The organism is Hyphomicrobium sp. (genome assembly GCF_035687085.1).
Taxonomy (GTDB): domain Bacteria; phylum Pseudomonadota; class Alphaproteobacteria; order Rhizobiales; family Hyphomicrobiaceae; genus Hyphomicrobium_B.
The window spans coordinates 90,932-103,762 of record NZ_DASRYS010000012.1 but is presented as its reverse complement, the minus strand read 5'-3'; the positions used below and the strand labels follow the sequence as shown (position 1 = coordinate 103,762).

Annotated in this window: 14 protein-coding genes and 1 pseudogene; 5 read left to right on the top strand and 10 right to left on the bottom strand. The window is 62.7% G+C overall.

The annotated features are described in order from the left end of the window. Positions 1 to 153: 153 nt before the first annotated feature. The 5 genes from VFG26_RS09800 to ftsE all read right to left on the bottom strand — a co-directional run bounded on the left by VFG26_RS09800 (position 154) and on the right by ftsE (position 3,970). Entirely contained in the window at positions 154 to 456 is a 303-nt protein-coding gene (locus tag VFG26_RS09800) for a hypothetical protein (RefSeq protein WP_325024738.1), read from the bottom strand. Positions 457 to 597: 141 nt separating this feature from the next. After that, the gene (locus VFG26_RS09795) at positions 598 to 1,395 is read right to left on the bottom strand and encodes a lysophospholipid acyltransferase family protein (protein WP_325024736.1); all 798 of its coding nucleotides are present in this window, start codon (positions 1,393 to 1,395) and stop codon (positions 598 to 600) included. 7 nt (positions 1,396 to 1,402) lie between these two features. Next, positions 1,403 to 2,047 (bottom strand): YdcF family protein, encoded by a 645-nt coding sequence (locus tag VFG26_RS09790; RefSeq protein ID WP_325024734.1) that lies wholly within the window; start codon positions 2,045 to 2,047, stop codon positions 1,403 to 1,405. Positions 2,048 to 2,217: 170 nt separating this feature from the next. Then, positions 2,218 to 3,330 carry an ABC transporter permease gene (locus VFG26_RS09785; RefSeq protein ID WP_325024732.1) on the bottom strand — a complete coding sequence of 371 codons (1,113 nt, stop codon included), beginning with the start codon at positions 3,328 to 3,330 and terminating at the stop codon, positions 2,218 to 2,220. Then, on the bottom strand, positions 3,314 to 3,970 hold the full coding sequence (gene ftsE, locus VFG26_RS09780; protein WP_325024730.1) for a cell division ATP-binding protein FtsE: 657 nt from the start codon (positions 3,968 to 3,970) through the stop codon (positions 3,314 to 3,316). The genes VFG26_RS09785 and ftsE overlap by 17 nt, the downstream gene beginning before the upstream one ends. A 165-nt stretch (positions 3,971 to 4,135) precedes the next feature. Between ftsE and hpt the strand changes: the two genes are divergently transcribed. Together hpt and VFG26_RS09770 are read left to right on the top strand one after the other, a co-directional pair. Beyond that, positions 4,136 to 4,678 carry a hypoxanthine phosphoribosyltransferase gene (gene hpt / locus VFG26_RS09775; protein WP_325024728.1) on the top strand — a complete coding sequence of 181 codons (543 nt, stop codon included), beginning with the start codon at positions 4,136 to 4,138 and terminating at the stop codon, positions 4,676 to 4,678. Positions 4,679 to 4,926: 248 nt separating this feature from the next. Beyond that, positions 4,927 to 5,289 (top strand): response regulator, encoded by a 363-nt coding sequence (locus VFG26_RS09770; RefSeq protein WP_325024727.1) that lies wholly within the window; start codon positions 4,927 to 4,929, stop codon positions 5,287 to 5,289. Between the two features lie 22 nt (positions 5,290 to 5,311). On the opposite strand, the gene moaA is transcribed toward VFG26_RS09770, so the two are convergent. After that, entirely contained in the window at positions 5,312 to 6,337 is a 1,026-nt protein-coding gene (moaA, locus tag VFG26_RS09765; protein WP_325024725.1) for a GTP 3',8-cyclase MoaA, read from the bottom strand. Positions 6,338 to 6,460: 123 nt separating this feature from the next. Between moaA and VFG26_RS09760 the strand changes: the two genes are divergently transcribed. Further along, positions 6,461 to 6,586 carry a hypothetical protein gene (locus VFG26_RS09760; protein ID WP_325024723.1) on the top strand — a complete coding sequence of 42 codons (126 nt, stop codon included), beginning with the start codon at positions 6,461 to 6,463 and terminating at the stop codon, positions 6,584 to 6,586. Here VFG26_RS09760 and mobB read toward each other — a convergent pair. Both mobB and mobA read right to left on the bottom strand, forming a co-directional pair. Continuing rightward, a complete protein-coding gene (gene mobB, locus VFG26_RS09755) occupies positions 6,583 to 7,134 on the bottom strand; it encodes a molybdopterin-guanine dinucleotide biosynthesis protein B (protein ID WP_325024721.1) in 552 nt (183 codons plus the stop codon). The genes VFG26_RS09760 and mobB overlap by 4 nt on opposite strands. A gap of 2 nt (positions 7,135 to 7,136) precedes the next feature. Then, the gene (gene mobA / locus VFG26_RS09750) at positions 7,137 to 7,772 is read right to left on the bottom strand and encodes a molybdenum cofactor guanylyltransferase MobA (RefSeq protein WP_325024719.1); all 636 of its coding nucleotides are present in this window, start codon (positions 7,770 to 7,772) and stop codon (positions 7,137 to 7,139) included. Between the two features lie 156 nt (positions 7,773 to 7,928). On the opposite strand from mobA, the pseudogene VFG26_RS09745 reads away from it, so the two are divergent. Both VFG26_RS09745 and VFG26_RS09740 read left to right on the top strand, forming a co-directional pair. After that, positions 7,929 to 9,170 (top strand): annotated as a pseudogene (locus VFG26_RS09745) (P-loop NTPase); the annotation flags it as partial. Continuing rightward, the gene (locus VFG26_RS09740) at positions 9,156 to 9,506 is read left to right on the top strand and encodes a DUF971 domain-containing protein (RefSeq protein ID WP_325025066.1); all 351 of its coding nucleotides are present in this window, start codon (positions 9,156 to 9,158) and stop codon (positions 9,504 to 9,506) included. The pseudogene VFG26_RS09745 and the gene VFG26_RS09740, both read left to right, overlap by 15 nt. Before the next feature lie 64 nt (positions 9,507 to 9,570). Here the strand turns inward: VFG26_RS09740 and VFG26_RS09735 are convergent, their stop codons facing one another. Next, complete coding sequence (locus VFG26_RS09735) at positions 9,571 to 10,587, bottom strand: S1C family serine protease (RefSeq protein ID WP_325024717.1); 1,017 nt, start codon at positions 10,585 to 10,587, stop codon at positions 9,571 to 9,573. 145 nt (positions 10,588 to 10,732) lie between these two features. After that, positions 10,733 to 12,676 (bottom strand): acyl CoA:acetate/3-ketoacid CoA transferase, encoded by a 1,944-nt coding sequence (locus tag VFG26_RS09730; protein ID WP_325024715.1) that lies wholly within the window; start codon positions 12,674 to 12,676, stop codon positions 10,733 to 10,735. Between the last annotated feature and the right edge of the window lie 155 nt (positions 12,677 to 12,831).

Genomic DNA, 12,831 nt, shown 5'->3' with positions numbered 1-12,831 from the left:
ATTGATGTTCACTATATGTTCTAGATGGCCGCGTGTCAAACACTTTGATTCCTCGGGCAGCGGCGACCTGACCGGACAAGAAAAAGCCGCCTGCGGAGCCGGAATTCGGATCGCGCAGACGGCCAATAACGCCGGGCGGAAGTACGAGTTCGCTCAGAGCTTGCAGAGCGTCGCTTCGCCTTTGCACTGCCAGCCGATGGATCCGGGGCTGCACTTATAGTGGCGCGGTCCGAACGAATAGCCAGGCGTGCCGTTGCCCGAGACCCAGGTGAAATAGATGCTCCAGTCGGTCGCCTGCAGCAGGGCGGCATCGACCTGGAAATGGGCAAGCTGCTCGGTGAGCGCGACGCCTTCGGCAGCCTTCTTGAAACACTCTTTTGCCTCCGCCGGCGCGGCTGCCATGGCAGCGCCTGCAACGGCGAGAACGGCCCACATCGATCGGGCGGCAGAACGCATGGTTGTCTCCGTGATTGGAAAACGATGAGAACTCAACCGTGCCACATCGGCTGAGGGCTGGGGCACAACAAACCTCCGCGCCGGGAGCGATTCTCACCGCATTGCGGCATCCGCACATCAGGCGTTGGAGATGGCAATGCGTCAGCCGGCGTGCGCGCGGCGGTACACTTGCGCCAGCGGCGGAGGGGAGGGGCTTCTCGCCGCTTCCTCGATCAGCCGGGTGCTGGCGGCCTCGATGGCAGCCTCGATCCGCGAGCGGAATTCGGCGCGCGGCAATCCCGGCGGCAGCGGCGGCAGGAACTCCACCACGATCGTTCCGGGATACCGCCACATGCTGCGCCGTGGCCAGAAGAGGCCCGAGTTCAACGCCAGCGGCACCGTAACGACGCCAAGCGCTTCATAGAGCGCCACATACCCCGGCTTATAATCAGGCGCCGCGCCCGGCATCGTGCGCGTGCCTTCCGGAAAGATGACGACCTCACGACCGATGCTGATGCGCTGCCGCGCATCGCGGATCATTGATTTCAGCGCCGCCGAAGCCTTCTCGCGCTTGACGAGAATGTGCTCGAACTTCACGCAGAACCAGCCGTAGAACGGGATCCACTTCAGCTCGTCCTTCAGCACGATCGCCGGATCCCGGAAAAGCGAGATGAGGCCGAACGTGTCCCAGGCTGATTGATGCTTGGAGATGACGAGGCATCCCGTCTTCGGCAAATTCTCATGACCGCGAACTTCGAGCTTCGTCCCGCAGATGAGCGCCAGCAGCCAAACGCAGGTCCGCCCGTGCACCTCAAGCCCCTTCATCGCCCACGGCCGGGGCCCGAGCAGCAGCCAAGAGCCGAGCACGAGGTAGAGCGCCGTCACCACGTAGAAGACGACGAAATAGATCAGCGAACGCACGATGACGAGCGCGCCCGGGCGGGGAAGTACATGGTTCATCGTGCTCTCAGCCATCGGCGCGCTTCTGGGGCATAATCGCGACCGACTGCCCATCGCGCCAGTCGATGACGCGTTGCGCGGTAAGGCGCGCGACGGCTGGCAAGAACTTCAGATACTCCGAAAGCAGCGCCTTCGTGGTCGTCACGTGCAGCCACCACGCGGTTTCCGGAAACCGCTTCGGCGTGACGGCGTAAGGCAGCAGCGTCACGCCCGGCATCGCGAGCGCGAGTTCGGCGAGGCTGCGCGGCATGTGATAGCGCGATGTCACGATGATGAGCTTCGTATACCTGTTCGAATTCGCCCACGTCCGCGTCTCATCCGCATTGCCCACGGTATCGAGCGCCTCGTAGCCGAGATCGACGCAGCAATTGAAAACGCGATTGTCGACATTGACGATGCGCTGCATCTCTTCGCGGCTCACCTTGCGGTTGACGCCCGAAATGAGCATCCGCTTGGCCCGGCCTTCGTTCATCAGCTTCGCACCGGTTTCGATCCGGTTTTCGCCGCCTGTCAGAACCACAATGCCGTCGGCCTTGTCGAAATCGGCGGCGTCGTCCCGGGTGACGGAAACGGCAAACAGCACGAATCCAAATGCGAGCGCGGCCGCGCCGAGCGCCAGCAAGAGAATCATCGCGTGAGAGAGCCGTTTCATTTCCCGGATGTGCTTGTTCGTGTCGATTGACGGTCTACGGTTAACCGGGCGAAGTGTAACCGATTTAAACCGGCCACGCAGCCACTTCACCCTTGCTGCCGGGCTTTGACCTACATGAAAATGCCCGGGAAGGCACGCGGCTTGGCCCGGCCTACTTGGCCGGCAAGGGGTCAGTGCTGCCCGTTCAGAATGCGATAAACGCCGACGCGGGAAGTCACCATGCACAGCCCGGCTATGGTTACGACGACGAAGCCAAGAATGACGTAGCCGAGCGCATCGAGAGCGCCCGTACCGATGAGCCGCTGCATCTCGACCGTGCTGGTGGCGCCCCCGCCCAGCAGCTCCGTAATCGCCGGCATGCTCATGAACACCAGCATGGCGCAGCTCGCGCCCACGATGCCCGCTTTGATGCCGAGCCTCAGGAAGTGCTTCTCGAATTCGCGCGCGATGAATTTGTCGGTCGCGCCGACGAAATGCAGCACTTCCACGATCTCGCGGTTGGATGCCATCGCACTACGCGTCGCCGACACGATAATCGCCGTGGTTGCCGCGCCGACGAGCACAAGGATCGCAATGCCGCCTAAGGCCAGCGACCGCGTCACGGCCCGTATCTGCGCCTGCCAGCGCCGGTGATCGTCAAGCGACGCGCCTTTGAAATCCCGCTCAAGAGCCGCCCCTATCGCGGCGAGATCCGGCGGATCGGCCCGGTTGACCTCGACGGCGATCAAACGCGGCACTGGAATGGATTTCAGCGCATCGGCCGAGCCGAGCCACGGCTGTAGGAGTTCGGTAGACTTCTCGAGGCTCAAGGCGTTGACGTTGGCAATGCCGGGCTGCCGTTTCAGGTACGCGACGACATCCGACACGACGCGCTCGACATCGCCATTTTCGAGCGGCGTGACCTGAACCGTCACCTCGCTCGAAATGTCGTTCAGCCAGGCATCCGACGATTCCTTGATCATCCAGACCGCACCTGAGGTCAGGCACGCGAGAAAGCACATGATGCCGATGACGAGCGTCAACGACCGGCCCGTGACCGAGCCCGGGGGAACGACGGGCGCCGTCGTCTTCATCTTGCGCGCCCGGTCGCGGTCACGCGCCGGCGGCTTGAGACCGCGCTGGGGGTCTTCCGCCGCGGCCGTCGGTTCGGCATCAGCGTAGGCCGGCGGATAGCCAGCAGTGCGCGCCGTCACGCCTGTCACGGGCTCGTCATAGGGATCGTAGGCCGGGAGCGGCATGGCCGGCTCGACGCGTCCGGGATAGCGGCTAGATGATCCGGACATGGCCCTTATGAACCTCAATGCGCGGCGCTTTGAACTGCCGCATCAGCTGATGATCGTGGGTTGCGATCACGACGGAGGTACCCAATCTGTTCAATTCCACGAAGAGACGAAGCAGACGGCGCGCCATCTGCGGATCGACGTTACCCGTCGGCTCGTCGGCAAGCAGCACTTCCGGCTTGCCGATAACCGCCCGCGCGATCGCCGCGCGCTGCTTTTCGCCGCCCGAGAGAACGGAGGGATTAGCATACATCCGGTCGCCAAGACCGACCCATTGCAGAAGATCCGTCACGTCCTCGCGGTAGTCGGAAGGCTTTTTGCCGACCACCTGCAATGGCAACGCGACATTCTCCCAGACGGTCAAATGGTCGAGCAGCCTGAAATCCTGAAAGACGATGCCGATGCGCCGGCGCATCTGCGCGCGCTTTTGCGGCCTGACGCGCGTCACGTCCTCACCAAACATCCGGATTTCCCCGCGGTTCGGATGCAGCGACATGAACATCAGCCGGAGCAGCGACGACTTACCCGCCCCGGATTCACCATGCAAAAAGTGAAACGAGCCCGGCCGCAGATGGAAGGTCACATCCTGCAGCACCTCGGGCCCTCTGTCGTATTTCAGTCCGACATTCGTCAAGCGAATCAAGAGGTGTTTGCCTTGGCAGTGGATATCCGGAGCACTTTGCGAGGTCCGCAACGTATAGACACGTCGCGGACACAATGATCAATCGATTACGATTGTGGCGCGGTCGTGTACACAGGATCTTCAGGGTCCGCTTCGAGGGCCGCCCTGGAAGGACAGGATAGATAAATGCCCGATTTAAATGCCGAGCAGACGGTTGAAACGATTTTTTCTGCTGAGGATATTCAAGCGCGCCTCCAGGTGCTGGCTGCCCAAATCGCGGGCAAGGCGCCAAAGAACCTTCTGGTCGTGCCGGTTTTGAAGGGCAGCTTCGTTTTCGCGGCCGATTTGCTGCGCGCACTCTATGCAGCGGGCGTTTCGCCCGAAGTCGACTTCCTGACCCTGTCCAGCTACCGCAAGAGAAAGGAATCCGCGGGCCAGGTGACGATCCTGCGCGATCTGGATCTCGATGTTCAGAACCGCCACGTGATCCTCATCGATGATGTTCTCGATTCCGGCCGGACGCTCGCTTTTGCCAAGGATTTGATCGCAGCCCGTGGCGCGACGCGCATCGAAACGTGCGTATTGCTCGACAAGAAGGCTCCGCGCGCCGTATCGATTGAGCCCGACTACTGTGCTTTCGAATGTGAAAACGTGTTCGTCGTCGGCTACGGCATGGACGTCGCGCACCGCTACAGGGAGTTGCCGTTCGTAGGCCGCCTCGTCGACTAGCGTCGCGAAACAAGTCTTTCTGCGCATGGCGCGCCGTCTAGCGGAACGCTGGGTCGTCGTGCGCAACCACACTTCCCGCGCATGGCAGCGGCTCAGCGAGCGCGAGTCGCCATGCGCAACCACACTTCCGCGCATGGCGGCCGGCTCGCGGAACGCGAGTCGCCATGCGCAACCACACTTCCGCGCATGGCGGCCGGCTCGCGGAACGCGAGTCGCCATGCGCAAACAAAAAGAGGGGGGCGCAAGCCATGGCGACGATCCTGCTCGCGGATGATGATGCTGCGGTTCGCGACCTCGTCAGGCGGGCGCTCGCCGCCGATGGCCATTCGGTCCACGTCACGCAGGACGGCCTCGAAGCGCTCGAACAGCTCACCGCGAACGGCGCTGCCTACGATATCCTCATCACCGATGTGGATATGCCCCAGCTCGACGGCATCTCGCTGGCCGAAAAGGCGCTGCGTTTGAAGCCGGCGCTGGCGATCGTCTTGATGTCGGGCTTTTCCGATCAGCTCGATCGCGCCGCAAGGCTCAAGGTGGCCAAACTGCTGTCCATCCCCAAGCCCTTCACGCTCGAGCAGATCAAGCAGCTCGTGAAAAGTGTGCTCGCCTGAAGGATTGCTGCGAAAGCCGGGTTTAGCCGCCGGTCACGCTCATATGGCGGCCGACGGAAGGCTTCTTCGTCCGCCTGTCGATGACGAAGTCGTGGCCCTTGGGCTTGCGCGAGATGGCTTCGACGATCGCCGCATCGAGCAACGTATCGTCGGCTGACGCCCGGAGCGGCGCGCGCAGATCCGCGTCGTCTTCCTGCCCGAGGCACATGTAGAGCTGGCCCGTGCACGTCACGCGCACGCGGTTGCAGCTCTCGCAGAAATTGTGCGTAAGCGGTGTAATGAAGCCGAGCCGGCCGCCCGTCTCCTTCACGGTCACATAACGCGCAGGCCCACCCGTGCGATACGGGTTATCTTCCAGCGTGAACCGGTCCAAGAGCCGTGCGCGAACGATCGACAGGGGCAAATACTGATCCGTCCGGTCCTCGCCGATATCGCCGAGCGGCATCGTCTCGATCAACGTCAGATCGGCCCCGCGGCCATGCGCGAAGCGGATGAGATCCTCGATCTCGTCTTCGTTGATGCCCTTCAAGGCAACGGCATTGAACTTCACGTGAATGCCGGCCGCTTCCGCCGCATCGACGCCACGCAGAACATTCGCGAGATCGCCCCAGCGGGTCACGGCCTTGAACTTCACCGGATCGAGCGTATCGAGCGAAACGTTGATGCGCCGCACGCCCGCTGAATAGAGGTCACGCGCATGCTTCTCGAGCTGGCTGCCGTTCGTCGTCAGGGTGAGCTCTTCGAGCGCGCCCGTCTCCAGGTGCCGCCCGAGCGCGCGGAACAGCCAAAGAATGTTGCGCCGCACCAAAGGCTCGCCGCCCGTGATGCGCAGCTTTTTGACGCCCTGCCGGATGAACGCCGCACACAGCCGGTCGAGTTCTTCCAGCGTCAGAAGATCCCGCTTCGGCAGGAAATTCATGTGTTCGCTCATGCAGTAAACGCAGCGAAAGTCGCACCGGTCCGTCACCGACACGCGCAAATACTCGATGGCGCGGCCGAAGGGATCGATAAGCGGCTGTTCGTTCGTTCGGGCAGGCGTGCCCAGCATGTGCAAATCTCCGGAGAAAGGTCCCACGGCGTTCATATCGTACCTCCGGGGCTCAGAGGCAAGTTCGGACCTCGCATAAGCCCGTCATAGGTCGTATGAAATCGGGGGCGGCGGGAGGAAAACATGAGAAGTCCAACGGCTTACTTCGTCTTCGGTTTTGTCGCAGCATCCATCCTCTGGCTGCTCGTTTTTGCTTTCCTGAACAATGAGTTGCTGCGCACGTTCTCAAGCTTCAGCGGCCAATCCTAAGCCCGCTCGGCCACCCGCGCGAAAGGCCCGAGCGTGTCGGCGATGAGCCCCGCGATACCGTCGATATCGTTGAGGTCGAACACCGGCTTGCCGTGCGCATCGACCTCATAATCGGCCGCGATGGCGAGAACCATCGCATCGCCGTTGGCGAGAAGCTTCTCTGTCGCCACCGCCGCGCGCCGCACCTCGATTTTCGGAATGTTGGCCGACTTATAGCCTTCAACCAGGATGATGTCGGACGGATTGAGCCGGCTGGCAACGGTCTCGAGCGACGGCTCGCCCGCGGTATCGATTTCTTCGATCACGGCAACACGCGAGCCGGAGACGATGGCTGTCTCCGCAGCGCCCGCTGCCCGGTGCCGCGCCGTATCGCTGCCCGGCGTATCGATATCGAACTTGTGGTGCGTATGCTTGATCGTGGCGACGCGCAGCCCTTGCCCCGCGAAGTGCCGCGTCAGCTTTTCGATCAGTGTCGTCTTGCCCGAGTTCGACCATCCGGCGACGCCGAAGAGCGGCAGCGAATGACCCGGCCGGAACGCTTTGCCCATTGTTATTTTCCTTCTTTGGGTCGTGCGAGAAGAGCGCGGGCGGCGGCAAGATCGTCCGCCGTATTGATGTTGAAGAACGGATCGGCCTTGACCCCATGAATGTTGCGCATTGGAAAGTCGACCGCAACAGCATTGAGACTGGCCGCGAGCTTATCGACGCTCAGCGTGCCGCGATTGAGGGCTTCTGCAACATTTGCCCGCGCATGCATCGGCCAGATTGCAATCGTCGGATGCCGCCGCTCGCCGGAGACAGCAATCGCAACGCCGTCGCCCCGTGCGGCGTCGAGCTTCGCCACGAAATCATTGGGCAGAAACGGAACGTCGGCTGATACGGTGGCAATCGCTTCGCTTTCGGGCCCATGCGCCGCCGCCCAGTTCATCGCCGCGAGTAGGCCGCTCAGCGGCCCGCGCTCCGCATTCTCATCATCCGCAATCGTCTCGAGGCCGAATTCGGCAAACCGGCCCGGATCGCCGTTGACGCTGAGGATCAGCCGCCCGACCTGAGGCCGAAACTGCGCGATGACGCGCGCCAGGATCGATTGCCCGTGAAGATCGGCCAGCCCCTTGTCGCCGCCACCAAAACGGCGCGAGCGCCCGCCAGCCAGAATGACGCCGAGGATCTGATGGGAAGTAGGCATGGGCAACGATTAGGGTTCCCGCTGAAAGTGCGCAAGTCGCGGAAATATCTGATGTCTGGCGGCTTAAGCCCACAATGGTCCTTTCCACCAAGGCCGCACGGACTTATATCGCGCGGATAACATGCGGCGCTGCTTCGGCGCCCCCGGGAGATGCTCATGCCAATCGATAAGACACAGGTGCTCGCTGCCCTGCGTCGGGTCAAAGGTCCTGACCTCGAAAGCAACATTGTCGATTTGGGCCTCGTGTCCGAGATCTTCATCAAGGACGACCATCCCTATTTTTCGATAACGATCCCGGCGAGCCGCGCCGAAGAGCTGGAACAGCTGCGCCTCGCCGCCGAAAAGGTCGTGGCCGATCTTCCAGGCGTCACCGGCGTCACGGCCGTGCTGACGGCCGAAGCCCAGGGCGGGCAGGCACGCCAAGCCCCGCCGCCGCCCAAAGCCCCTGCTGGCGCCATTAAGGCGATGTCGGGCCCAAGGCCAGGGCAGACGCCTGAGCACCCGCGCGTGCAGGAAGCGCGCGCGAAGGGCGCCACGGGCGACGCCGCAGGTCCCCGTCAGGCCGCCGCGGCCGGCGCAAACCCTGCCGCTAAGGCGCAAAGCATCCCTGGCGTGAAGCACGTCATCGCTGTCGCCTCGGGCAAAGGCGGCGTCGGCAAATCGACCGTTGCCGTTAACCTGGCGCTCGGCCTCCAGGCCATCGGCATGAAGGTCGGCATCGTCGATGCCGACATCTACGGCCCCTCGCAGCCGCGCCTGCTCGGCATCACCGGCAAGCCGCAGGTGACGAACGGCAAGGTCATCAAACCGCTCGAAGGCTGGGGCCTGAAAGTCATGTCGATGGGCTTCCTCGTCGATGAAGGAACCCCCGTCGTCTGGCGCGGGCCCATGGTCGTATCGGCGCTGGGACAGATGCTGCGCGACACCGACTGGGCAGGCACGACCGGCGAACTCGATGTTCTCATCATCGACATGCCGCCCGGCACCGGCGACGTACAGCTGACGATCTCGCAGAGCGTTCCGCTCTCGGGCGCCGTCATCGTCTCGACGCCGCAAGACCTCGCGCTCATCGATGCCCGCAAAGGCATCGCCATGTTCAAGCGCGTCGAAGTGCCGATCCTCGGCATCATCGAGAACATGAGCTACTTCCTCTGCCCCAAGTGCGGTGAGCGCTCGGACGTGTTCGGCCATGGTGGCGCGCGCGACGAAGCAGCGAAATTCGGCGTGCCATTCCTGGGTGAAGTGCCGCTCCACATGGATATCCGCGAGACGTCCGACAGCGGCAAGCCGGTCACCGTCGCCGCGCCCGAAAGCGCTCATGCCGGAATTTTCCGCGATCTGGCGGCACGCGCATGGGCCGAGGTCGAGCGCGCCAAGGGAACGCTGTCCCCGCCGCCCGTTCTCGAAATCGCCGACGGCGGCAAGCTTCTGAAGGCCGCGTTCCCCGATGGCCGCTCGTTCGATCTACCGGCCGAATTCCTGCGCGTCGTCAGCCCCTCGGCCGAGGTGCAAGGCCACTCGCCCGAACAGCGCATCACGGTGCCGAGGAAGAAGCACGTGAAGATCACGAGCCTCAGCCCCGTCGGCAATTACGCGACGCGCATCACCTTCGACGACGGCCACAACACTGGCCTTTTCACTTGGGGCTATCTGCACCTCATTGGCCGCGAGAAGGACCAGCGCTGGGGCCAATACCTCGAAGAACTCGCCGCCAAAGGCCTGACGCGGGAGTAATCACATTCTTCCGCGCACGGCGGCCGGCTCCGCGGAGCGGAGTCGCCGTGCGCCAAACGAAACTCTAACTCCGCTCTTCCGGCACGATCGGAAACTCGAGCTTTTCAGCTCCGCGGATCACCGTGACGATCGCCTTCTGCGCGATGTGCTTGTGATCGAGCACGCGCGCAACATCGTCGACGCTGGAGATCGCGACGCCGTCGAGCGCGACCAGGATGTCACCGGCTTTCATACCCGCAGCTTCGGCCGGACCACCGTTCTGCACGCCGCGAATTCCGATGGCGCCGGTCTGGGTGAGGCCGAACTCGTGGCGAATGCGCTGCGGCAGCCCCACGTGCTCGGCAACGATGCCCATCACAGCCCGCCGCACGCGTCCATGGCTCAAGATCTGCGTCAGCACGTATTCCGCCGTGTTCGAAGCAACCGCGAAGCACAGCCCTTGCGCGCCCATGATGGTCGCCGTGTTGATGCCGATAACGTGGCCCGACGAATTGACGAGCGGCCCGCCGGAATTGCCCGGATTGAGCGCCGCATCGGTCTGCACGATGTCGTCGATCAGGCGGCCGTTCTCGGCGCGAAGCGAACGCCCGACCGCGCTGATGATCCCAGCCGTGACCGTCGATTGAAAGCCGAGCGGATTGCCGATGGCGATCGCGATCTGACCCGGACGCAGCTTCTTGGAATCAGCTAACCGCGCGAACTTCAGCCGCTCGGTCGTCTCCGCGCGCAAAACGGCAAGATCGGTATCGGGATCGCGCCCAATGAGGCGCGCGCCGAACCGCTGTCCATCGCCTTGCGCGAGCGTGATCGTCTGCGCGCCGTCGATGACGTGGTTGTTGGTCAGAATGAGCCCGTCGGGCGAAACGATGACGCCGCTGCCCGAGCCCTGTCCATGGCGCCCGCCGCGCGAGCTGCGAACCTGAACATGCACCACGGCCGGCGAAACCGCGTCGACCACATCGACAACTGTGTTGCTGTAAGAGTCGAGCAGCGCCGCGTCATTGGTCAGGCCGCTATTCTGCCGCCCGCCTTCGCGTTCGATACCGCTGTCGTCGAGGACTCGAAAAACACTGTGTTCCATGAATGCACCCGATGGGATGAGGTCGCCAACAAATGGCGACGCGCCTCATCTCCATCAAGTGCCGCATGAACTTGTGGCGCATGTGAGCCATGCGCCACAATCTATTGAAAGCTGTTCCCGTACGGACGATCCCCGGGCGGGAAATTTATTCCGCCGCTTGCCGCTGCAGGAATTCAAACGCTTCGGTCGCGTTGGCGTAGACGTGCGTATCGAGCCCGCGCCGCCGCAAGGCTTCCTGCAACCGATGGCGGGTGAGGGTGCTCGTCGCGTAGCGTGCCGTCCGGCCATAATGGTGCTTCGTCACATAAGCGACCATGTCGGCATACTCGTCGTAGAGATCCTCCGCGATCCGGCAGCTGGCCTGATTGATGACGACGTCCACGCGGCGGCCGATCGCCTGGCAGGCTTCGACGATCACCTTCTTCAAGTCGGCGATGTCTGCCTTCTTGCGAACGCTCCAGCCTTCGAGATCGAGCATGAGGATATTGCGCTCCGCATCGAAGCTCACGCGATCCTTCAGATGCTTGTTCTGGAGGTCGGCCAGCAGGTCCATCGGCTCATCCATGAAGATCCGCGGGTTCATCGCCACCGGCGAATGGATGTGCGGCTTGAAGGCCATGTGCGCGAGAATATCGCGCTCGATATCGATACCCGGCGCCACTTCGATGAGCTCGAGGCCATGATCGGTGAGCTGGAACACGCACCGCTCGGTAACATAAAGCACAGGCTGCGATTTCTGCGCGGCGTACTGGCCGGAGAACGTCACCTGTTCGACCTGCTTCACGAATTTGCGGGCGCGGCCTTCCTGCAGGATGCGCAGCTTGCCGTCCTCGATCGCGACCTTGAGGCCGCCCGCCGTGAACGTGCCCGCGAAAACAACCGCACGCGCGTTCTGCGAGATGTCGATGAAGCCGCCGCAGCCGTTGAGCTTGCCGCCGAATTTACTGGTGTTGACGTTGCCAAGGCTGTCGCATTCCGCCATGCCGAGGCAGGTCAGATCCAAACCGCCGCCATGATAGAAGTCGAACATCTGGTTCTGATCGACAATCGAATGGGCGTTCGCTGACGATCCGAAACTCGATCCGCCGGCCAGCACGCCGCCGACCGCACCGGCTTCCGTCGTCATGACGAGGTAGGGCGTCACCTTCTCTTCGTTGGCGACGTTGGCAACGCCGTCGGGAGCGCCGACGCCGAGATTGATCACGCCATTGGGCGGCAGCTCGAATGCCGCGCGCCGCGCGATGATCTTGCGTTCATCGAGTGCCATCGTCGGCAGGCTGTCAACGGTCACGCGCACTTCGCCCGCAAGACCCGGATCGTATATGACGCCGTAGTTCATGCGATGCATCTCGGGCGGATCGGCAACGACCACGCAATCGACGAGAATGCCCGGAACCTTCACGTCCTTCGGCTTGATCGAGCCTTCCGCGACGATGCGTTCGACCTGCGCAATGACGATGCCGCCGTTGTTGTGCGCGGCCATCGCCTGCGCCAGCACGTCGAGCGTCAGGCACTCCTTTTCCATGCTGAGATTGCCGAGCGGATCGGCGCTCGTCGCGCGGATGAGGGCGACGTCGATCGGCGTCGCCTTATAGAACAGCCATTCCTTGCCATCGACTTCGACGAGCTTGACGAGGTCTTCCTTCGTCTTCGTATTGACTTTGCCGCCACCGAGACGCGGATCGACGTAGGTGTGCAAGCCGACGCGCGTGAAGAGACCCGGGCTTCCCGAGGCGCAGCTGCGATAGAGTTTTGAAATGACGCCCTGGGGCAGGTTGTAGCCCTGGATTTTGTCTTCCTGGGCCGCCTGCGCAACCTTCGGCATGCGTCCGAAGTTGGCCGCGATCACGCGCTTCAGCAGACCCTCGTGATGGAGCCGCCCGGTGCCGAGCCCTTTGCTGTCGCCGGCGCCCGCGCACATGATCAACGTCAGATCGCGCGGCGATTTCGTTTCCACGAACCGTTTCTCGAGCGCGGCATGCAGCGCCTCGGGAATGCAGCTTTGAACAAAACCCGTGGTCGTGATGACAGCATTATCGCCGATGCGGGCGATGGCCTCGTCAGCCGTAATGACCTTGCTCGTCGTCATGCGATGCGTTTCCCCGAGAGTCACAGTTAAGGCCTCGGGAGACGAGTAGTGGTCTCAAGAGAGCCATGCTGTTGTTTGTTTTGTCGCCGAATGCCGGTTTGAGAGGCCGGACTGCTATTCGCGCATAGCTTAGGTACAATGGGCATGCACCACTC